Raw genomic sequence first — 21,535 nt, 5'->3', positions numbered from 1 at the left:
CTCGTGAGTCGGCCTGCGGATACTTATGCAGGGGCCATACCCATTGCAAGATGCTGAACCGTTGCAAGAGGCAAAGTGTGGTACGAACGTACAGGAATGTCGCATTTATGAAAGTTTGTACATAAATGCATATATATAGAGGGTTTTTTCGGTGCATTCGTCGCACCAAAAAGGCCCAACCGAAGCGTCTGGTGCACTCGGTTGGGGCGTAGCTGTTACTTATCTAGACTGACACCATAAAACGGCGTCAGGCCAAAAGGACTGATCTTGAAGTCCTGCACTTCTTTTCGAATAGGCTGGAAAACCGTCGAGTTAGCGATAGGTGTTATAGGTACTTGTTCCTTAAGGATTTTCTGCGCCTGTTGATACCACTTGATGCGCTGCTCGCGGTCGCTGCTGAGCTTGGCCTGCTGCACAAGTTTGTCGTAGGCCGGGTTACACCATTTCGCATAATTGCTGCCCTTGACCGCAGCACAACTGTAGAGCACGCCGAGCCAGTTATCCGGATCGCCGTTGTCGCCGGTCCAGCCATAAATCATCGCGTCGTGCTCGCCATTTTTGGCGCGTTTGATGTATTCGCCCCATTCGTAGCTGATTATGTTGGCTTTGATACCGACCTTCTCCCAATCCTGCTGGATCATTTGTGCTGACATTCGCGCGTTGGGGTTGGAGGCGCGCTGCACAGTCATCGCCCACAAATTGATGGTGGTACCTGGTGCAACCCCTGCTTCTTTTAGTAGCGCCCGAGCCTTGGTCGGGTCGTAGGGCGCGTCCTTGATAGTCGGGTCGTAAGACCACTGCGCCGGTGGCAGTGCGTTCTGCGCCAATTGTCCGGCGCTTTGGTAAACAGCCTTGATGATTGCTGGCTTGTCGATGGCCATGTCGAGGGCCTGGCGCACTTTGAGCTGGTCCAGCGGCGGGTGAGTCACGTTGTAGGCCAGGAAGCCCAGGTTGAAACCGGCTTGTTGCAGCACGCGCAGGTTCGGGTCCTGTTTCATCACTTCAATGTCGGCAGGCCGTGGGTAACCGCTGACCTGGCATTCGCCGGCCTTGAGTTTCTGCAACCGCGACGCCGCGTCCGGGGTGATCGCGAACACCAGGTTGTCGAGCTTCACGTCCTCGGGCTTCCAATACTGTTTATTGGCGACGTAGCGGATCTGCGAGTCCTTCTGGTAGCGCTTGAACACAAATGGCCCGGTGCCCACCGGTTTTTGGTTGATGTCCTCCGCCTTGCCTTCTTTCAACAGCTGGGCCGCATATTCGGCCGATTGCACCGAGGCAAAGCTCATGGCCAGGTTCTGCACAAACGAGGCATCGACATTGTTCAGGCTGAAACGCACGGTGTGCTCGTCGAGTTTTTCGACGCTTTTGATCGTGGTGTTCAAGCCCATGTCGGTGAAGTAGGGCGACTCGGACGGGTAAGCCTTGCGGAATGGGCTTTGGGCGTCCAAAAGCCGGTTGAAGGTGAACAGCACATCATCCGCGTTGAAGTCGCGGGTGGGGGTGAAGTAGTCGGTGGTGTGAAACTTGACGCCATCGCGCAGGTGGAAGGTGTAGCTCAGGCCATCGTTGGACACATCCCAGCTCGTGGCCAAGCCGGGTTCGACTTCGGTGCCGCCACGCTTGAACTGGGTCAGGCGGTTGAACACGGTTTCGGCGGAGGCATCAAAGTCGGTGCCACTGGTGTACTGGCTGGGGTCGAAGCCGGCGGGGCTGGCTTCGGAGCAGTAGACCAGGGTGCTGGCCGCTTGGGCCAGCGGCATGAAGGCCAAGAGGCCGGCAGCGAGGAGGAGCGGTTTTAAGGCGATTCTTTCCATGGAGACCCCTGAAGTGGCTGGCGTATAAAGCTGCCCAAACGAAAACGGCGGTCACCGAGGTTACCGCCGTTCTTGTGACTCAGGTAGAGATTAGCGTCTCAATGGCTGTGACTAGCTTATTGGGCCGGGCCTCCTGGCAGCGTTGCCTCGAGCTGAGTCGGGGCCATCTCCTGGATGATGTAGGGGTTGTCTGATACTTCGTTGCCCAAGCTGACGAGAAAGGTTCGGCTGCTGGTCATTTTCATATCTGAAACAGGCTTCATCTCGTCACCGCTCAAATCATTCACATCCCATTGGGCGGCGACTTTGACGCGGGCTTCGTTTTTGACGGGGTCATATTCTACCGAGTACGTAGCGGTGCTCACTTTCGGGCTATAGCCGTCTTTTAAAGTACTGATCAACTCGATAGTGGCGGGCTCGACCGAGCCTTGATGGGCGACCTCGGAAATTCGCGAGCGCATAGCCGCATCGGGAATCGCGCTCTCGAACTGTTTAAGCCTATTGAGTCGGATCGTTTCTGCAGAGTCGCCGTGGGCATCCAGACTGAAGTGAAGCTCGCCGTGTTCTGTCAGTTTAGTGACTGAGTAGTCAGAGCGGTTAAGGTCAAGAATGAAGTTGTGCGAATAGTTGCTGTCGCTGTAAGGCGTAGCGATAGCCTTCTCAGATTCAAGCAGCGTGAATTCCTGTTTGGGGGCGCTCCAGGTAAGCACCAACTTTCTTTTGAGTTCGCCATTTTCTTCATATCCTTTTGTCGACGGCAAGAAGGGTTTTGCTTCATCAACTTTTAGAAGTGCGTCAAATCTCTCCGATTGCTTTACCGCCGGCTCATCGAAGTCTGCGAACAAGTCAGAGAATTTCGGCGTCAGGTTTTCACTCGGCGTTGGCGAAGGCGTACCTGTCCATGGCCACAGTCGAAGGCCGCCATCGGCAGGTGCGCGCTCCCATTGAGCATCGCGCCCCGGTGTTATCACCATCAGCCCCGCGCCGTTATCCGGATTAATGATTTTGGCAAAGGCGTCGCCGGACCGGTAACGCCCCGATATTTCAAATATACGGCTCGTTTCTGTTTCATCGGTAAAACGCACGAATTGGCGGAATGTCCCCTTACTGTCAGTCATTCGATAAACACCGAGTGCGTCTCGAGTAGCATTCTTTATCAATGCCTCACCGTCAGGGACGGCATGTTGCGCCATGCGGATAAGTGACTCGGATCTCGGCAAGGGTTGCGGCACAGGCGCGTTGACGACAGAACTGTTACCGGAGGACGGTCCTGGCCGTGGCTCCTGGATTTCATTGGCGGTCGGTGGAATCAGCGGCTCCGCGGGCGGTAATTTTGTCTCGGGAGGCAGGGCAAACGGGTCTTCAGGGACTGCGCTCGCCCCGACTGAGAACAGGGTATTCAACAAACCATCGAATGCCTTGGAAGCACCGTCCTTGCGTTCCGCCTGCGTGTCGCCGGACGAGGCTTTTTCTGCTCCTAACGCCAGTTCGGTTAGCCCTGCGAGCACGGCCGCAGCGGCAACCGGTGCAGCGATGGGGGCAAATTTGGCCAACAAACCGGCGGCCACGGTGATGTCGTTCAGCCAAGTGTCGCGGATCACTTCGCTGTTGGACTTGATGACAACGTCAGCATCACTCTTCATGCGTTCCTTGCTGGCGGTTGCCAATGTGGAAAACACATCCCCCTCGATCCCGGAGTGGCTGTTGTTGATCGCTGACCCCTTGAACTCTCCGGTAGCCATTTTTTTGAACAGGGTATCCAAGCCCTCTTTCTTGTCGGCTACATGGGTGAACCCTAGAAGTGGCACGAGTATATTGGCTGCTCGAATGCCCAAACTGGCTTCATGGTCCTGGCGGTAGATCAACGGAAAATGAGAGAGCAGTGCCTCTCGCTTTTTAGGCTCCCGGGTCTGCTGAATGACCCATTGATCCAGTTTCGCAAGTGAGTCAAACCTGAGAAACGCCGGTTCGGCACCAGGGATATAGAGCACTTGACGGCCACCGTCTGCGGCGCTGAAACGCACAATATCGTTGGACGTAAAGCCATGGAGGTTAAGCGCATTCGCCTGGACGATGCCTTTCGCTGGCGCCATGGCCTTGAGTTGTTCCACGCTGATCGGCGCATTTTCATCGAGTGGGAGGTTGGACACTGCCCCCATCACCAAGCGGTAATCGTCACGGGTGAGTTGGTGCTCGGGTGCTTGCAGTTTGCGCTCAGCTGTTGATCTGGCTTCATTGGCCTTCAATTGCTTGCGAGCCTGAAAGACGAACTCACCTTTGATCGCCGTCTCGTAGTTACTGCTATGAGCGCTCCAGAAATTGTCGATTTTCTGGGTCATCTGGGTCTGGAAGTCGGTCTTCCAACTCTCGTGCATGACCGAGGAGGGTACGAGGGCGAATTGGTTGTCGGCGCCGTACCCACCCTTTGTGCTTTGACCGGCACCTACCGTGTACAGACCGGCTTCCTGATCCAGGGTGCCCGGAATCCAATCGTGTTCGGAGAAGTTTTTCAGCAGGGCATCCGGCAGGCGTAATGAGGAGTAGGGCTCCTCAAAGGTGTGCTCCCAGCCTGTTACGGTGTTCGCGCTGCTCGCGCTCCTGAAACGGTTCAAATAGATCGTGTCAGCATCGACCACGTTGCCCGTCAACTTGAGAATCAGCGCTTCTGCCCACTTCTTGGCTTCGGCCCGCGTATCGGGCAGGTTGTTGGCGACGTCGACCGCCAAAAGCTTGTAATCCAGTGCCGCGGGGGCGGTGCTGTAGAACTTGCCGGCACTCTGTATTTGCGCTTGCATCGCGTCTTCTGAGCGGCGGCTGGCAGGGCGTAATCGGTCATCAGGCGGGATAGGGTCGAACGCATCTTTGGGGGCCAGTTGGTTGAATTGCGCCCGCGCAAAGGCGGCGGATTGCGGGAATGGAACACCTTGGAAGTGTGCCACTACCTTTGGATGGACTTGAAGGAAGCCATCATGTTGTTCCACCCGCAAATCACCACTTTTTCCGGGTGCGATCACGCTGGCGGTCGCCAGCAATGCCGCTGAGATTTGTCCCCAGCCCGACGTGTCCGTAAGGCTGAAAGTTTTCTTTTTTCCCTCCACTTCAGCGGACAAGGTGCCTGTTGAGGGGGCGACCGAAAACTGGCCGATGTCGTGGATTCCTTGTCTAAACAGCCATCCATTGAGAGCGGGTTGTCGCACGTGGGCATCATATAATTCAAGCCATTGGCCCAAGGTACTCTGTCTCGGAACACTGACCAGTCTGGGCGAGGTGTGCAGCGCCAGGCGATTCACCTGCTCAAGGTAAGCTTTGAGCAGCTGTGTTTCATGAGGGTTAACCGTTTTTTCGGCTGAACGTTGGGGCGCTTGCGTGGTTTGCGCTTCGGTTTTCGGCGGCGCATAGACAGGTAGGTTTTCCTGTAACTGAGGAGGTGTCCGATTGAGATATACGGTCATGAATTCGGTTCTCGTGAAGTAAGAGGATGTCGGCGTGCGCCGTTGCATTAACTCTGTAGTGAGAACCGGGCATTTGATTCCATATGGGTCTGTGGCTGGATATGAGGGACTACAGACGGTGTCGCTGGGTCTTACAAAAAAAACGGCGCTAACCCTCAAGGCCGCGCCGTTTTTCTGTTTCGAAAAGCCTTACTGCAGGACTTCAATCACGCCGTCGGCGCTCATGTTCACCTGACTGGTCCCGGCCTCCACTTCCGGCGTCGGCGCCGAATCCATCATGGCCGCTTTCATCATCATCCCGCCGTTTCGGGCGTACGGTTGTGGATAACCGTTGGTGTTGAAGTTCAAGTTGACGATCTTGTAACCCTTGCCGCCCAGTGCGTCGGTGGCCAATTGGGCGCGTGCCTTGAAGGCGGCAACCGCGTCTTTGAGCAACGCATCTTCGCTGGCCTTACGTGTGGTGTCGGCGATGGCGAAGTCCATGTTTTCCATTTTCAGGGTGTTCAGCAGATCGCCGGTGAGCTTGGACAGCGCCGGGAAGTCGGCGCTTTCCAGGCGCAGTTCAGCGCGTTCACGCCAGCCGGTGATCTTCTGGTTCTTGTTGTCGTAGATCGGGTAGCTGTTGCGGCTGCCCTGACGCAGGGTCACGCCTTTGACTTCACGAGCCTCGCCCAGGGCCTTGTTCATGGTCGTGGTGATTTCAGCGGCAAGCTTGGCCGGGTCGGCGTTTTGCGATTCGGTGTAGAGGGTGACGATCATCTTGTCGCGGGCAACTTCCTGGCTGACCTCGGCACGCAGGGAAATCTGGTTGTAATTCAGCGCATCGGCGGCCATGGCGGGAAGGCTGGCCAGGGCGCTGGCGCTGAGGGTGATAACGGCTGCACTGCGAGTGAAACGAGACATGGAAGCTCCTTGGGATAGTCGTGTTCGGTATGACTGTAGACGGTGATGTCGGGTTCTTCGGGTTTACACATTCGCTACAAGTTGTGGGGATGCCGACGAACGGTCATTTACGCGGCCTGCGTCAAAGAGCCACACACGCCATGCCAGGCGGCCTGCTTCGTTTATACTCCTGCCGATCCGCCTGCAGCGCTCACCGGGAGAGCTCATGCTCGCCGCCGTAAAACTGACTTCCGCCACACGCCAGAACCTCTGGCGCCTGACGTTCATTCGCACCTTGGTACTGGCCGCACAGGCTGGCTCCGTCGGGCTCGCGTATTGGTTCGACCTGCTGCCGTTGCCGTGGCTGCAACTGGCCGTGACCCTCGGCTTCTCCATCGTGCTGTGTGTGTTTACGGCCATCCGCCTGCGCACCACGTGGCCGGTGACTGAACTGGAATACGCCCTGCAATTGGCCTGCGACCTGTTTATCCACAGTGTGTTGCTGTATTTCTCCGGTGGTTCCACCAACCCGTTTGTTTCTTATTACCTGGTGCCACTGACCATCGCCGCGGTGACCTTGCCGTGGCGCTACTCGGTGGTGCTGTCGGGTATTGCGCTGACCCTGTACACCTTGTTGCTGGCACAGTTTTATCCATTGCAGACGTTCCCCATCGCGCGGGAAAACCTGCAGATCTACGGGATGTGGCTGAGTTTCGCCCTGTCAGCTGCAGTGATTACCTTCTTCGCTGCACGCATGGCCGAAGAACTGCGTCGCCAGGAAGAGTTGCGCGCCATTCGCCGCGAAGAAGGCCTGCGCGACCAGCAATTGCTGGCCGTCGCCACTCAGGCTGCCGGCGCCGCCCATGAATTGGGCACGCCGCTGGCGACCATGAGCGTGCTGCTCAATGAGATGGTCCAGGACCATCACGACCCAGCCCTGCAGGATGACCTGAGCGTGCTGCAGGAACAGGTCAAGCAATGTAAACAGACCTTGCAGCAACTGGTGCGTGCCGCTGAAGCCAATCGCCGCCTGGCCGTGGAGATGCAGGATGTGACCCAGTGGCTCGACGAAGCCCTGAACCGCTGGCACCTGATGCGCCCCGAAGCCAGTTACCGTTTCAACCTGCTGGGCCAAGGCAGCGTGCCACGCATGGCGCCACCACCGGACCTGACCCAGGCGCTGCTCAACCTGTTGAACAATGCTGCTGATGCCTGCCCCGAAGGCCTGGGCGTACAGCTGGACTGGGATGCGGAAAACGTGACCATCAGCATTCGTGACCACGGCGCGGGCGTGCCGCTGGCCATTGCCGAGCAGATCGGCAAACCGTTCTTTACCACCAAGGGCAAAGGCTTCGGCCTGGGCCTGTTTTTGAGCAAGGCCAGCGTGACCCGCGCGGGCGGCTCAGTGAAGCTCTATAGTCATGAGGAAGGTGGCACGCTCACCGAGCTGCGCCTGCCCCGTGTCGCACGAGGAGATATCGATGAGTGACGAGATCCAAGTCGAAGGCGAAGAACTGCCGCACCTGTTGCTGGTAGATGACGACGCCACCTTTACCCGCGTCATGGCGCGCGCCATGAGCCGTCGTGGTTTTCGCGTGAGCACCGCAGGCTCCGCCGAAGAAGGCCTGACCATCGCTCAGGCTGATTTGCCGGACTACGCCGCGCTCGACCTGAAAATGGACGGCGACTCCGGCCTGGTGCTGCTGCCCAAGCTGCTGGAACTCGACCCGGAAATGCGCGTAGTGATCCTCACCGGTTATTCCAGCATTGCCACCGCTGTCGAGGCCATCAAGCGCGGCGCCTGCAACTACCTGTGCAAACCGGCGGACGCCGACGACGTGCTGGCAGCCTTGCTGTCCGAACACGCCGACCTCGATACCCTGGTGCCGGAAAACCCGATGTCGGTGGACCGCTTGCAGTGGGAACACATCCAGCGCGTGCTGACCGAACATGAGGGCAACATCTCCGCCACTGCCCGTGCCCTGGGCATGCACCGCCGCACCCTGCAACGCAAGCTGCAGAAGCGTCCGGTACGGCGCTGAACAAAGTCTGAACAATCTGCTTCAGGCAGCACGGAGCGCTGAACCGATCGTCTATGATCGGTTCAAACGCCTGTCATTTTCCCCTACCGAGCCTGAACGATGAATCAGAACGCTGAGTATTCCGCGGTCAACGACGCGGTGCGTGGGCAATTCTTCCGCCGAACCTGGGCGATGATCACGCCGTATTGGCGCAGTGAAGAGAAGGGCAAGGCCTGGTTGCTGCTGGGCGCGGTGATTGGCTTGTCGCTGTTCAGCGTGGCGATCTCCGTGTGGATCAACCACTGGTACAAGGATTTCTACAACGCTCTGGAGCACAAGGACACGGCGGCTTTCTGGCAACTGATCGGCTATTTCGGCGGTATCGCGGCCGTGGCCATTCTGGGTGCCGTCTACCGCCTCTACCTGACCCAGATGCTGACCATCCGCTGGCGTGCCTGGCTCACCGAAAAGCATTTTGCACGTTGGCTCGCCGACAAGAACTACTACCAGCTGGAGCAGGGTGGGTACACCGATAACCCGGACCAGCGGATTTCAGAAGACCTCAATAACTTCACCTCGAACACGTTGAGCCTGGGCCTCGGGCTGCTGCGCAATGTCGTCAGCCTCGTGTCGTTCTCGATTATTTTGTGGGGTGTTTCCGGCAGTATCGAGGTGTTTGGCTTCACCATTCCGGGCTATATGTTCTGGTGCGCATTGGTCTACGCCGGTGTCGGCAGCTGGTTGACTCACCTGATCGGTCGTCGCTTGATTGGCCTGAGCAACCAACAACAACGCTTCGAAGCAGACCTGCGTTTCTCCATGGTGCGTGTGCGTGAAAACGCGGAGAGCATCGCCCTGTACAACGGCGAGCCGAATGAAAGACAGCGCTTGAGCACACGCTTCAGTAAAGTCTGGCACAACTTCTGGGACATCATGAAAGTGTCCAAGCGCCTGACCTTCTTCACCGCCGGCTACGAACAGATCGCAATCATCTTCCCTTTCATGGTTGCGGCGCCGCGCTATTTCGCCGGCAAGATCGAACTGGGCGAGCTGATGCAAATCAACTCCGCGTTTGGCAATGTGCAGGGCAACTTCAGTTGGTTCATCAGTGCCTATGCCGACCTGGCCAGCTGGCGTGCGACCAGTGACCGTCTGCTCAGCTTCCACCAGGCTATGAGTGAAAACGAACAGCGTACTCCAGCAATCGATGTGCGCCCTGAGGGCGAGCGGTTGGTGGTGCAGGATCTGGGCATGGACCTGGCCGACGGCCGCCACTTGCTCACCGACGCCGACATGACCGTAGAGCCGGGTCAGCGTGTGATGCTCAGTGGCCGTTCCGGCAGTGGTAAAAGTACGCTGCTGCGTGCGATGGGGCACTTGTGGCCAGCGGGGCATGGCAGCATTCGCCTGCCGGCTGCGCGTTACCTGTTCCTGCCGCAAAAACCCTACCTGCCGATTGGGACCTTGAAGGCCGTATTGAGTTATCCACAGGACGACAGCGTCTACCCGGCGCAACGTTATGCACAGGTCCTGGAAACCTGCCGCTTGCCGCACCTGGTCGCGCGCCTGGACGAGGCCAACCACTGGCAACGTATGCTCTCGCCGGGTGAGCAGCAGCGTTTGGCCTTTGCCCGCGCGTTGTTGTTCGCGCCGCAGTGGCTGTACATGGACGAAGCCACCTCGGCGATGGATGAAGAGGATGAGGCGACGTTGTATCAAGCGCTGATCGATGAATTGCCGGGGCTGAGCATCGTCAGCGTCGGTCATCGCAGCAGCCTCAAGCGCTTCCATGGGCGGCATGTGCGGATCGAGAGTGGGTTGTTGCAGGAGCAGCAATCGGCTTAGGGTCTTACGCGGTCAATGTGGGAGCGGGCTTGCTCGCGAATACGGTCTGTCAGTTACAGATGTTCAGACTGACCCACCGCTTTCGCGAGCAAGCCCGCTCCCACAGTGGATCTCCATTGTCCTGGCGAGTGAAGCCCACAAAAAAGCCCGGTTGATCATCGATCAGCCGGGCTTTTTTAATGCTTGAACATGACTTACTTCTTCAAGCCGTACTGCTCATCCAGCATGCCTGGGGCGTTTGGCGTTTTTGGCGCGTAGTCCCGTGGTGGCTCCTGGTTTTCCCGCGGAGGGGTCAGGCGTTCCCGCGGTGTTTGCGGTGCATCGGAATGCAACGCGGCCAGCAGACGCTGACGGGTGATGTCGTCGAGGGCCAGGCGGTTAGCGCCATCGGCGAGGTGATCCTGTACTTCCTGGTAGCTCTGAGTGAGCTTCTTGACCAGGGTCGCGGTGCTGTTGAAGTGGGTAACTACCTCGTTCTGATAACTGTCAAAACGTTCCTGAATGTCATCCAACTGACGCTGCGTGCGGTTAGGCGCGGCATTCGGCAGCAGGCGGGCAACCAGGAATCCAATGGCGACACCGGCAACCAAGGCGAGAGTCGGCAACAACCAAACTAAGAGCGAGTGTTCCACGAGTCCTTCCTCTATAAACGGCTTTGCTTTACGTTAACGGCTCGGACCTGCGCTGTATACCGCGATTAAGCTCGCAATCATGCCATGCACAGACTTTTAGCTAGACGAGTCGACCCTTTGAGAGGTCACGGAGTTCATTCCTTGCTCATGCGTGAAACCCCCGTTTTGATCGATGGCCCGGTTGGCCAATTGGAAGCCCTGTACCTTGATCACCCCGAGCCACGTGGCCTGGCGCTGATCTGCCACCCTAACCCGGTGCAGGGTGGGACCATGCTCAATAAAGTCGTATCGACCCTGCAACGCACCGCCCGCGATGCCGGTTTGATTACTTTACGTTTCAATTACCGGGGTGTCGGTGCCAGCGCCGGTACCCACGATATGGCCACCGGTGAAGTGGACGATGCCGAAGCTGCTGCCAACTGGCTGCGGGAAAAGCACCCCGATCTGCCGATCACCTTGCTCGGTTTCTCGTTTGGCGGTTATGTGGCCGCCAGCCTCGGCGGGCGCCTGGAAGCCAAGGGCGAAAAACTCGCGCACCTGTTCATGGTCGCCGCTGCCGTGATGCGCCTGCGCGATACCGACGTGTTGCCCCAAGGCTGCCCATTGACCCTGATCCAGCCGGAAACCGACGAAGTGGTCGACCCGCAGGTCGTCTACGAGTGGTCCGCTGCCTTGAAACGCCCCCATGAGCTGCTGAAAGTGGCAGAATGCGGGCACTTTTTTCATGGCAAGCTCACCGATCTCAAGGATCTGGTGCTGCCACGCCTCTCGAATTGATAGCAGTCTGATAAGCGATTACCCATGACGACTCGTACCCGTATCCTCACCGGCATCACCACCACCGGCACGCCGCACCTGGGCAACTACGCCGGTGCGATCCGCCCGGCGATTCTCGCCAGCCAGGACGCCAATGCCGACTCTTTCTACTTCCTGGCCGATTACCACGCCCTGATCAAATGCGATGACCCGCAGCGCATCCAGCGCTCGCGTATGGAAATTGCCGCGACCTGGCTGGCCGGTGGCCTGGATGTGAACCGGGTGACCTTCTACCGCCAGTCCGACATCCCGGAAATCCCCGAGCTGACCTGGCTGCTGACCTGTGTTGCCGCCAAGGGCCTGCTCAACCGTGCCCACGCCTATAAAGCGTCGGTGGACAAGAACGTCGAAAGCGGCGAAGACCCGGATGCGGGCATCACCATGGGCTTGTACAGCTACCCGGTGCTGATGGCGGCGGACATCCTGATGTTCAACGCACACAAGGTGCCGGTCGGCCGTGACCAGATCCAGCACGTGGAAATGGCCCGCGACATCGGCCAGCGTTTCAACCACCTGTTCGGCAACGGTAAAGAATTTTTCACCATGCCCGAGGCGTTGATCGAAGAAAGCGTCGCCACCTTGCCGGGCGTTGATGGCCGCAAGATGTCCAAGAGCTACGACAACACTATCCCGTTGTTCACCAGCGCCAAGGACATGAAAGACGCGATCTCGCGGATCGTCACCGACTCCCGCGCGCCCGGCGAAGCCAAGGACCCGGACAACTCGCACCTGTTCACCCTGTTCCAGGCGTTTGCCACCAAGGCCGAGGAAGCGGAATTGCGCAACGCATTGCTGGAAGGCCTGGGCTGGGGCGAGGCGAAGAGCCGTCTGTTCCAACTGCTGGACAATCAATTGGGCGAGGCGCGCGAGCGTTACCACCAGTTGATGTCGCGCCCCTCCGACATGGAAGACCTGCTACTGATTGGCGCCAAGAAGGCCCGTGCCGTAGCGGCGCCATTCCTGGCCGAGCTGCGTGAGGCGGTGGGCCTGCGTTCATTCGTCAATCAGGCCGCCGCGCCGGTTGTGGCCAAGAAGAAAGCCTCCAAAGCTGCACGCTTCGTAAGCTTTCGCGAAGACGACGGCAGTTTCCGCTTCCGCCTGTTGGCCGCTGACGGCGAGCAACTGCTGCTGTCGCGCAATTTTGCCGACGGCAAAGCGGCTGGCGCCGTGACCAAGCAATTGCAAAGCGGCGACGCGTTGGACGTGCGCACCGAAGCCCTGAGCTTCAGCGTATGGCTGGACGGCGCTGCGGTGGCCGACAGTGCCGAGTTCGCCGACGAAACGTTACGCGATGCTGCCATCGCCGCCTTGCGCGTTGCGTTGACGCCTATCGAGGATTAACCCGACCAAGGGTTGATTGCCATTATCCAGGGCCGTCGTTACAGTGACGGCCCGTTTTTGTTGCCTTGCTAACGAAATTATGACGCCCCTAGAACGATATCAAGCTGATCTGAAACGCCCTGAATTCTTCCATGACGCGGCCCAGGAAACGGCGGTGCGTCATTTGCAGCGCCTGTACGACGACCTGGTCGCGGCCTCGCAAAGCAAGCCAGGGATGTTCAGCAAGCTGTTTGGCAAGAAAGACCACACGCCGGTCAAAGGCCTGTATTTCTGGGGTGGCGTGGGCCGGGGCAAGACGTACCTGGTCGACACCTTCTTTGAAGCGCTGCCGTTCAAGGAAAAGGTGCGTACGCACTTTCACCGCTTCATGAAGCGTGTGCACGAAGAAATGAAGACCCTGCCGGGTGAGAAAAACCCGCTGACCATCATCGCCAAGCGTTTCTCCGACGAAGCGCGGGTCATCTGCTTCGATGAGTTCTTCGTTTCCGACATCACCGACGCCATGATCCTCGGCACGCTGATGGAAGAACTGTTCAAGAATGGCGTGACGCTGGTCGCCACGTCGAACATCGTGCCTGACGGCTTGTACAAGGACGGCCTGCAACGTGCACGCTTCCTGCCGGCCATCGCGCTGATCAAGCAGAACACCGAGATCGTCAACGTCGACAGTGGCGTTGATTACCGCCTGCGCCACCTTGAGCAAGCGGAGCTGTTCCACTTCCCGCTGAACGAAGCGGCGCACGAAAGCCTGAAAAAAAGCTTCCGCGCGCTGACGCCGGAATGCACCCAGGCGGTGGAAAACGACAAGTTGATGATCGAAAACCGCGAAATCATCGCGCTGCGTACCTGCGACGACGTGGCCTGGTTCGAATTCCGCCAATTGTGCGACGGGCCGCGTAGCCAGAACGATTACATCGAGCTGGGCAAAATCTTCCACGCGGTGATCCTGAGCGGCGTGGAACAGATGAGCGTCACCACCGACGACATCGCGCGCCGGTTTATCAACATGGTCGACGAATTCTACGACCGTAACGTCAAGCTGATCATCTCGGCCGAGGTCGAACTCAAGGACCTCTACACCGGCGGTCGCTTGAACTTCGAATTCCAGCGGACGCTGAGCCGCTTGCTTGAAATGCAATCCCACGAGTTCCTGTCGCGCGGGCATAAGCCGTAAATCGATTTCCAGAACAAAGGAGATCCAATGTGGGAGCCGGGCTTGCCAGCGATGGCGGTGTCTCAGTCAACTCATTTACTGGCTGATACATTGCTTTCGCAGGCAAGCCAGCTCCCACATTGATTTGTGTTTGTCTTGGCTTACGCGGCCTGCTGGAACTGCTGGCGATACTGGTTCGGTGACAGCTCGGTGTGCTGCCTGAACAGCCGCGCAAAGAAGCTCGCATCGTCGTAACCCACCTCATAACTGATGGTCTTGATGCTCTTGCGGCTTCCCGAGAGCAGGCCTTTGGCCGTCTCGATACGCAGCCGTTGCAGGTAATGCAGCGGCTTGTCGCCGGTGGCGGTCTGGAAACGGCGCATGAAGTTGCGGATGCTCATGCCGTGTTCCCGGGCGACGTCTTCGAAGCGGAACTTGTCGGCGAAATGCTCTTCGAGCCAGTGCTGGATCTGCAGGATGATCACGTCCTGGTGCAACTTCTGTCCACCAAAGCCGATACGCCCAGGCGCGTAGCTGCGCTGCACTTCGTAGAGGATGTCGCGGGCCACGGCCTGCGCGATATTGGCGCCACAGAAACGTTCGATCAGGTAGATGTAGAGGTCGCACGCCGAGGTCGTGCCGCCGGCGCAATACAGGTTGTCGGCATCGGTGAGGTGCTTGTCCTGGTTGAGCTGCACCTGGGGGAACCGTTCGCTGAAGGCATTGAAGAAACGCCAGTAGGTGGTCGCTTCCTTGCCATCGAGCAGGCCGGCTTCGGCGAGCCAGAACACGCCGGTGGCCTCGCCGCAAAGCACCGCGCCGCGGGCGTGTTGCTCGCGCAGCCAGGGCAGCACTTGGGGGTAACGGGTGCACAGCGCGTCGAAGTCATCCCAGAAGGCCGGCAACACGATGATGTCGGCGTTTTCCAGGCCGCCGTCCACCGGCATGATCACATCGCTGAAGCTGCGTACCGATTGCCCGTCGGGGCTGACCAGGCGCGTTTCAAACGCTGGGGTCAGGCCCAGGCCTTGTTGTTTGCCATAACGCAGGCTGGCGAGATGGAAGAAATCCTTGGCTTGCATGAGGGTTGAAGCGAATACCCGATCAATGGCCAAAATGCTGACGCGCCGTAGGGGCGTGGAGATTTGGTTAGACATAATTTCATTTATTCTTATAGGGGAAAGTGGTCACCAGACGGCTGGATCGTCTTATTTTTTGTCGCATGTGTCCAGTGTCCCGTGACGCCTTCGCGGCTTAGTCTCTGTGGGCTCGTCCTTGTCCGACAATCCACGCAGGTGACCCATGATCCCCAGAACCTTGTTCAGCTCGGAGCACGAACTCTTCCGCGAGAGCGTGCGCACCTTCCTCGAAAAACACGCCGCGCCGTTCCATGGGCAATGGGAGAAACAGGGCTATATCGACCGTAGTCTGTGGAGCAAGGCGGGGGAGGCGGGGATGCTGTGTTCTCATCTGCCGGAGGAATATGGCGGCCTGGGTGCGGACTTTCTCTACAGCGCAGTGGTGATTGAGGAAATCAGCCGACTGGGGCTGACCGGCATCGGGTTTTCCCTGCATTCGGACATCGTGGCGCCCTACATCCTGCATTACGGCAGTGAAGCGCTGAAACAGAAGTACCTGCCCAAATTGATCTCCGGCGAGATGGTCACGGCCATCGCCATGACTGAGCCAGGGGCGGGTTCCGATCTGCAAGGCGTCAAGACCACTGCGGTATTGGACGGCGATGAGTATGTGATCAACGGTTCCAAGACCTTTATCACCAACGGCTTTCTCGCTGAGCTGGTGATCGTTGTGGCCAAGACCGACCCCAAGGCCGGTGCAAAGGGCACCAGCCTGTTTCTGGTGGAGGCTGATACGCCGGGCTTCGACAAGGGCAAGCGCCTGGAGAAGGTGGGCATGAAGGCCCAGGACACCTCGGAGCTGTTTTTCCAGGACGTGCGCGTGCCCAAGCAAAACCTGTTGGGCCAGGCCGGCATGGGCTTCGCGTATTTGATGCAGGAGTTGCCCCAGGAGCGCCTGACCGTGGCGATTGGCGCGCTGTCGTCAGCCGAGGCGGCGTTGCAATGGACCCTTGAATACACCCGTGAGCGCAAAGCGTTCGGCAAGGCAATTGCCGACTTCCAGAACACCCGGTTCAAGCTGGCGGAGATGGCCACCGAGATTCAGATCGGCCGCGTGTTTGTGGATAAATGCATGGCGTTGCATCTGGAGGGCAAGCTCGATGTGCCCACGGCGGCGATGGCCAAGTATTGGGCCACGGACCTTCAATGCAAGGTGCTCGACGAGTGCGTGCAGCTGCACGGTGGCTACGGCTTTATGTGGGAATACCCGATTGCCCGGGCCTGGGCCGATTCGCGGGTGCAGCGGATTTATGCGGGGACCAATGAGATCATGAAAGAGATTATTGCGCGGGCGCTTTGATGGATTTGTAGTGCTGCTCCGGGCCACATCGCGGCAAGCCCGGCTCCCACAATTTGATGTGTGAATACAGTCAAATGTGGGAGCTGGCTTGCCTGCGATAGCGGCTTAAGGATCAATCAAGGCGCTGGATTCGGATGGTCCTTCTGAATCGCCTCAATCCCTTCCAAAACCTCTTTCGACAGCTTCAGGTCGGCACTGGCAATGTTGCTGTCCAGTTGCTCCAGGCTCGTGGCGCCAATAATGTTGCTGGTCACGAACGGCTGTTGCGTCACGAACGCCAGCGCCATCTGCGCCGGGTCCAGGCCATGTTCCCGCGCCAGTGCCACATAACGGCTGCAGGCTGCTTCTGACTGCGGGTTGAAGTAACGACTGAAGCGGCTGTATTCGGTCAGGCGGGCTTTTGCCGGACGGGCGCCGTCTTCGTATTTGCCGCTGAGCATGCCGAAAGCCAGCGGCGAGTAGGCCAGCAGGCCGCATTGCTCACGAATGGCGACTTCCGCCAGGCCCACTTCAAAGCTGCGGTTGAGCAGGTTGTAGGGGTTCTGGATCGACACCGCGCGGGTCCAGCCACGGGCTTCGGCCAGGGCCAGGAACTTCATGGTGCCCCACGGGGTTTCGTTGGACAGGCCGATGTGGCGGATCTTGCCGGCCTTCACCTGTTCGTCCAGTGCTTCGAGGGTTTCCTCCAGCGGGGTCAGGTCGTCTTCGTCCTTGTGCTTGTAGCTCAGTTGGCCGAAAAAGTTGGTGCTGCGCTCCGGCCAGTGCAACTGGTAGAGGTCGATCCAGTCGGTTTGCAGGCGCTTGAGGCTGGCATCCAGGGCGTCGACGATGTGCTTGCGGTTGTGGCGCAAGTGGCCGTCACGGATGTAATCAATGGTGTTGCCGGGGCCGGCGATCTTGCTGGCGAGGATCCAGTCGGCCCGGTCGCCACGGCTTTTGAAGTAATTACCGATATAGCGCTCGGTGGTGGCATAGGTGTCGGCCTTCGGCGGCACCGGGTACATTTCTGCTGTGTCGAGGAAGTTGATCCCCGCGGCCTTGGCCCGTTCGATCTGTGCAAAGGCCTCTGCCTCGCTGTTTTGCTCGCCCCAGGTCATGGTGCCCAAGGCTATCGCGCTTACATTCAGATCGGTACGGCCCAGCTGTCGATAATCCATCGGGTACTCCTTCGGGGAAAACAATCATAAAAGCAGGTTGAATTTTTTTTCGCAATCTGCATAATTGCCCACCTCTTTCTGCAGTGGAAGTGATGCGCCGCCTGCCGAAGAATCTTGCCGTTGAACGGACGCGCCGACCCGAGCCCCCGATAGCGTCTGTATCCGGCTGCCTTTGACTTGTCAAAGTACGCACTATTCAGTAAGATCCGCCGTCTAATTTACAGGGCGGCCCCTGAGGCTATTAAAGAATGACAACTTTTACTGCAAAACCGGAAACAGTTCAGCGCGACTGGTTTGTCGTCGACGCCGCTGGTCAGACCCTGGGTCGTCTGGCCACTGAAGTCGCCAGCCGTCTGCGTGGCAAGCACAAGCCTGAGTACACCCCTCACGTTGACACCGGTGACTACATCGTGATCATCAACGCTGAGCAGGTACGTGTTACCGGCAACAAAGCGCAAGACAAAATGTACTACCGTCACTCCGGTTTCCCAGGCGGTATCAAGTCTTCGAACTTCGAAGGTCTGATTTCCAAGAAGCCTGAAGCCCCGATCGAAATCGCGGTCAAAGGCATGCTGCCGAAGGGCCCACTGGGTCGCGATATGTTTCGCAAGCTGAAAGTCTATGCGGGCGCTGTACACCCTCATGCTGCTCAGCAGCCCCAAGAACTGAAGTTTTAACGGAATAGTTCATTATGTCGGCGACTCAAAATTACGGCACTGGCCGTCGCAAAACCGCAACCGCACGCGTTTTCCTGCGTCCGGGCACTGGTAACATCTCGATCAACAACCGCACTCTGGAAAACTTCTTCGGTCGCGAAACTGCCCGCATGGTAGTTCGTCAGCCGCTGGAATTGACCGAGACAGTTGAAAAGTTCGACATCTACGTCACCGTTATCGGTGGCGGTGTAAGTGGTCAAGCTGGCGCAATCCGCCACGGTATCACTCGCGCTCTGATGCAGTACGACGAAACCCTGCGTGGCGCTCTGCGCAAAGCTGGCTTCGTAACTCGCGATGCTCGTGAAGTTGAACGTAAGAAAGTCGGTCTGCGTAAAGCGCGTAAGCGTCCGCAGTACTCGAAGCGTTAATTCGCTTTACGTTCCACAAAAACGCCCAACTCCTCACGGAGCTGGGCGTTTTTTATTGCCTGCGATTTATGCATAAATTTCGCCGTGACAACTTGCCACATCCGTAGACCCCCTATACTACAAGGCCTGGAGAGGGAGGCCCGGGCAATTCCCTTGTCATACGTGGGGCTTTTCATTACCATTCGGCAAAATTTTTATAAGTAAAGATACAACACTTAGTAGACGCCTGATTTAACAGGCCAAAAAGCTGATGGGAGAGGACTGAATGAGCAATGACGGCGTGAATGCAGGCCGGCGTCGCTTCTTGGTAGCAGCCACGTCCGTGGTGGGTGCTGCAGGAGCGGTGGGGGCTGCGGTCCCGTTCGTGGGGTCATGGTTTCCCAGTGCCAAGGCGAAAGCCGCAGGTGCACCGGTGAAGGTGAATGTCAGCAAGATCGACCCAGGCCAGCAAATGATTGCTGAATGGCGCGGTCAGCCGGTCTTCATCGTTCGTCGTACTGAGGAAATCCTTGGGAATCTGAAGAAAATCGAAGGTCAGCTGTCTGATCCCGACTCGAAGAATTCCGACCAACCCGCCTACGTCGATAAGGAAATTCGTTCGATCAAGCCAGAGATTCTGCTGCTGATCGGTATTTGCACCCACCTGGGTTGCTCGCCTACTTTCCGTCCTGAAGTTGCTCCTGCCGACCTGGGCAAAGACTGGGTGGGTGGCTACTTCTGCCCTTGCCACGGTTCCCACTACGACCTGGCTGGCCGCGTCTACAAGTCACAACCCGCACCGCTGAACCTGCCAGTTCCGCCACATCACTACGAGACTGACAGTGTCATTGTCATTGGTGTCGACGAGGGGGAGAAAGCCTGATGAGCAAGTTCATGGATTGGGTGGATGCGCGCTTCCCCGCGACTAAAATGTGGGAAGACCATCTCAGCAAATATTACGCGCCAAAAAACTTCAACTTCTTCTACTTCTTCGGCTCGCTGGCACTGTTGGTGCTGGTTAACCAGATTGTCACGGGTGTCTGGCTGACGATGAGCTACACCCCGTCGGCGGAAGAGGCGTTTGCCTCCGTCGAGTACATCATGCGTGATGTCGAGTACGGCTCGATCCTGCGCCTGCTGCACTCAACCGGCGCTTCGGCGTTCTTCATCGTCGTCTATATGCACATGTTCCGCGGCCTGCTCTACGGCTCTTACCAGAAGCCTCGCGAGCTGGTGTGGGTCTTCGGCATGTTGATCTACCTGGCGCTGATGGCCGAGGCCTTCATGGGCTACCTGCTGCCGTGGGGGCAGATGTCGTATTGGGGCGCCCAGGTGATCATCTCGCTGTTTGGTGCGATTCCGGTGATCGGCAACGACCTGACCCAGTGGATCCGGGGTGACTACCTGATCTCCGGCATCACCCTGAACCGCTTTTTTGCCTTGCACGTCGTAGCCCTGCCGATTGTGATTCTTGGCCTGGTGGTGTTGCACATCCTGGCACTGCACGAAGTGGGTTCGAACAACCCGGACGGCGTGGACATCAAGAAGCATAAAGACGAAAACGGCATCCCGCTGGATGGCATTCCTTTCCACCCGTACTACACGGTGAAAGACATTGTCGGCGTAGTCGTCTTCCTGTTTATCTTCTGCTCGATCGTGTTCTTTTTCCCGGAAATGGGTGGTTATTTCCTGGAAAAGCCGAACTTTGAACAGGCCAACGCCTTCAAGACACCTGAGCACATTGCCCCGGTCTGGTACTTCACGCCGTTCTACGCGATTTTGCGCGCGATCCCTGACAAGCTCATGGGCGTGATGGCAATGGGTGCCTCGATCGCGATGCTCTTCGTCTTGCCGTGGCTCGACCGGAGCCCGGTCAAATCCATGCGCTACAAGGGCTGGCTGAGCAAGATCTGGCTGTGGGTGTTCTGCATTGCGTTCGTGATCCTGGGGGTACTGGGCGTATTGGCGCCAACGCCTGAGCGTACGTTGCTGTCGCAGGTCTGCACCTTCCTGTACTTCGCCTACTTCATTCTGATGCCGTTCTATACCCGGCTCGAGAAGACCAAACCGGTTCCGGAAAGGGTGACTGGCTGATGAAAAAGTTATTTGTTGCTTTGATGCTTGCGGCGCTGCCGCTACTGTCCTTCGCGGCCGAGCACGGGCCGGAACTGGAAAAAGTCGATATCGACGTGTCCGACAAGGCCGCCATGCAGGATGGGCTGCGTACCTTCACCAACTACTGCATGGGCTGCCACAGCGCCAAGTTCCAGCGTTACGAGCGTGTTGCCGATGACCTGGGCATCCCGCATGACGTGATGCTCAGCCACTCGGTGTTCACGGGCGCGAAAATCGGCGACCACATGAGCATCGGTATGCAACCCGCCGACGCCAAGGTCTGGTTCGGCGCAGCACCGCCCGACCTGACCCTGGTGGCGCGTGTGCGCGGTACCGATTGGCTCTACGGTTACCTGAAATCCTTCTACGAAGACCCGGCGCGTCCTTATGGCGTAAACAACAAAGTCTTCCCGAACGTCGGCATGCCTAACGTTCTGGTCGGCCTGCAGGGTCGCCAAGTGGTAGGATGCAAGCAGGTTCAGGTCGTTGAAGACGGCAAGAAGCAATATGATCCGTTGACTGGCACGCCTCTGACGCATGAAGCGTGTGACCAACTGACCATCGTGCCCAAGACCGGTACGCTGAACGAAGAGCAGTTTGACGAGAAGGTCAAGAATCTGGTGACCTTCCTGGCCTACTCGGCCAACCCGGTCAAACTGCAACATCAGCGCATTGGTACTTATGTATTGCTGTACCTGGCCTTCTTCTTTGTGTTCGCCTATCTGCTCAAACGCGAATACTGGAAGGATGTGCATTGATCCAACCGTAAGCAATTGCTGTTAATCTTGCGCGCCCAGCGGCA

The 21,535-nt window shown here is 57.9% G+C and carries 18 protein-coding genes; 12 read left to right on the top strand and 6 right to left on the bottom strand.

Annotation, left to right across the window (positions count from 1 at the left end):
• Window positions 1-215: 215 nt before the first annotated feature.
• From ACLBW8_RS17950 to ACLBW8_RS17940, 3 genes are all read right to left on the bottom strand, one after another.
• A complete protein-coding gene (locus ACLBW8_RS17950; protein WP_447805968.1) occupies window positions 216-1,817 on the bottom strand; it encodes an ABC transporter substrate-binding protein in 1,602 nt (533 codons plus the stop codon).
• 116 nt (window positions 1,818-1,933) lie between these two features.
• Entirely contained in the window at window positions 1,934-5,269 is a 3,336-nt protein-coding gene (locus tag ACLBW8_RS17945) for a dermonecrotic toxin domain-containing protein (RefSeq protein ID WP_447805967.1), read from the bottom strand.
• Between the two features lie 189 nt (window positions 5,270-5,458).
• Window positions 5,459-6,172, bottom strand: a complete 714-nt coding sequence (locus ACLBW8_RS17940) for an SIMPL domain-containing protein (RefSeq protein WP_064450685.1) — start codon at window positions 6,170-6,172, stop codon at window positions 5,459-5,461.
• A gap of 205 nt (window positions 6,173-6,377) precedes the next feature.
• On the opposite strand from ACLBW8_RS17940, the gene ACLBW8_RS17935 reads away from it, so the two are divergent.
• The 3 genes from ACLBW8_RS17935 (at window position 6,378) to ACLBW8_RS17925 (ending at window position 10,017) form a co-directional block, all read left to right on the top strand.
• The gene (locus ACLBW8_RS17935) at window positions 6,378-7,640 is read left to right on the top strand and encodes an ATP-binding protein (protein WP_064450686.1); all 1,263 of its coding nucleotides are present in this window, start codon (window positions 6,378-6,380) and stop codon (window positions 7,638-7,640) included.
• Window positions 7,633-8,193: a response regulator transcription factor gene (locus ACLBW8_RS17930; RefSeq protein ID WP_003171731.1), complete on the top strand. Its 561-nt coding sequence runs from the start codon at window positions 7,633-7,635 to the stop codon at window positions 8,191-8,193. Before ACLBW8_RS17935 ends, ACLBW8_RS17930 begins: the two co-directional genes overlap by 8 nt.
• A 99-nt stretch (window positions 8,194-8,292) precedes the next feature.
• The gene (locus ACLBW8_RS17925; protein ID WP_064450687.1) at window positions 8,293-10,017 is read left to right on the top strand and encodes an ABC transporter ATP-binding protein/permease; all 1,725 of its coding nucleotides are present in this window, start codon (window positions 8,293-8,295) and stop codon (window positions 10,015-10,017) included.
• Between the two features lie 194 nt (window positions 10,018-10,211).
• On the opposite strand, the gene ACLBW8_RS17920 is transcribed toward ACLBW8_RS17925, so the two are convergent.
• Window positions 10,212-10,649: a YhcB family protein gene (locus ACLBW8_RS17920; RefSeq protein ID WP_064450688.1), complete on the bottom strand. Its 438-nt coding sequence runs from the start codon at window positions 10,647-10,649 to the stop codon at window positions 10,212-10,214.
• A 147-nt stretch (window positions 10,650-10,796) separates the two neighbouring features.
• On the opposite strand from ACLBW8_RS17920, the gene ACLBW8_RS17915 reads away from it, so the two are divergent.
• The 3 genes from ACLBW8_RS17915 to zapE all read left to right on the top strand — a co-directional run bounded on the left by ACLBW8_RS17915 (window position 10,797) and on the right by zapE (window position 13,980).
• On the top strand, window positions 10,797-11,426 hold the full coding sequence (locus tag ACLBW8_RS17915) for an alpha/beta hydrolase (protein WP_447805966.1): 630 nt from the start codon (window positions 10,797-10,799) through the stop codon (window positions 11,424-11,426).
• Between the two features lie 24 nt (window positions 11,427-11,450).
• Window positions 11,451-12,806: a tryptophan--tRNA ligase gene (locus ACLBW8_RS17910; RefSeq protein ID WP_447805965.1), complete on the top strand. Its 1,356-nt coding sequence runs from the start codon at window positions 11,451-11,453 to the stop codon at window positions 12,804-12,806.
• Between the two features lie 79 nt (window positions 12,807-12,885).
• Window positions 12,886-13,980, top strand: a complete 1,095-nt coding sequence (zapE, locus tag ACLBW8_RS17905; RefSeq protein ID WP_012722199.1) for a cell division protein ZapE — start codon at window positions 12,886-12,888, stop codon at window positions 13,978-13,980.
• Between the two features lie 140 nt (window positions 13,981-14,120).
• Here the strand turns inward: zapE and ACLBW8_RS17900 are convergent, their stop codons facing one another.
• Window positions 14,121-15,041 carry a GlxA family transcriptional regulator gene (locus tag ACLBW8_RS17900; protein WP_208604459.1) on the bottom strand — a complete coding sequence of 307 codons (921 nt, stop codon included), beginning with the start codon at window positions 15,039-15,041 and terminating at the stop codon, window positions 14,121-14,123.
• A gap of 220 nt (window positions 15,042-15,261) precedes the next feature.
• On the opposite strand from ACLBW8_RS17900, the gene ACLBW8_RS17895 reads away from it, so the two are divergent.
• Window positions 15,262-16,398 carry an acyl-CoA dehydrogenase family protein gene (locus ACLBW8_RS17895; RefSeq protein ID WP_064450693.1) on the top strand — a complete coding sequence of 379 codons (1,137 nt, stop codon included), beginning with the start codon at window positions 15,262-15,264 and terminating at the stop codon, window positions 16,396-16,398.
• Between the two features lie 116 nt (window positions 16,399-16,514).
• Here ACLBW8_RS17895 and ACLBW8_RS17890 read toward each other — a convergent pair whose 3' ends face one another.
• Window positions 16,515-17,555: an NADP(H)-dependent aldo-keto reductase gene (locus ACLBW8_RS17890; RefSeq protein WP_447805964.1), complete on the bottom strand. Its 1,041-nt coding sequence runs from the start codon at window positions 17,553-17,555 to the stop codon at window positions 16,515-16,517.
• 248 nt (window positions 17,556-17,803) lie between these two features.
• On the opposite strand from ACLBW8_RS17890, the gene rplM reads away from it, so the two are divergent.
• From rplM to ACLBW8_RS17865, 5 genes are all read left to right on the top strand, one after another.
• Window positions 17,804-18,232, top strand: coding sequence for a 50S ribosomal protein L13 (gene rplM, locus ACLBW8_RS17885; RefSeq protein ID WP_003171742.1), 429 nt, complete (start codon window positions 17,804-17,806; stop codon window positions 18,230-18,232).
• A 14-nt stretch (window positions 18,233-18,246) separates the two neighbouring features.
• Window positions 18,247-18,639 (top strand): 30S ribosomal protein S9, encoded by a 393-nt coding sequence (gene rpsI, locus ACLBW8_RS17880; protein WP_003216038.1) that lies wholly within the window; start codon window positions 18,247-18,249, stop codon window positions 18,637-18,639.
• Between the two features lie 265 nt (window positions 18,640-18,904).
• Window positions 18,905-19,501: a ubiquinol-cytochrome c reductase iron-sulfur subunit gene (gene petA, locus ACLBW8_RS17875; protein ID WP_003216040.1), complete on the top strand. Its 597-nt coding sequence runs from the start codon at window positions 18,905-18,907 to the stop codon at window positions 19,499-19,501.
• Entirely contained in the window at window positions 19,501-20,712 is a 1,212-nt protein-coding gene (locus ACLBW8_RS17870) for a cytochrome b (RefSeq protein ID WP_053254390.1), read from the top strand. The genes petA and ACLBW8_RS17870 overlap by 1 nt, the downstream gene beginning before the upstream one ends.
• Window positions 20,712-21,491, top strand: coding sequence for a cytochrome c1 (locus ACLBW8_RS17865; RefSeq protein WP_069553196.1), 780 nt, complete (start codon window positions 20,712-20,714; stop codon window positions 21,489-21,491). The genes ACLBW8_RS17870 and ACLBW8_RS17865 overlap by 1 nt, the downstream gene beginning before the upstream one ends.
• Window positions 21,492-21,535: the final 44 nt, after the last annotated feature.

The sequence above is a fragment of the Pseudomonas sp. M5A4_2d genome (genome assembly GCF_053345295.1).
The sequence above is the reverse complement of the archived record's forward strand: the minus strand, read 5'-3'. Positions and strand labels throughout refer to the sequence as shown.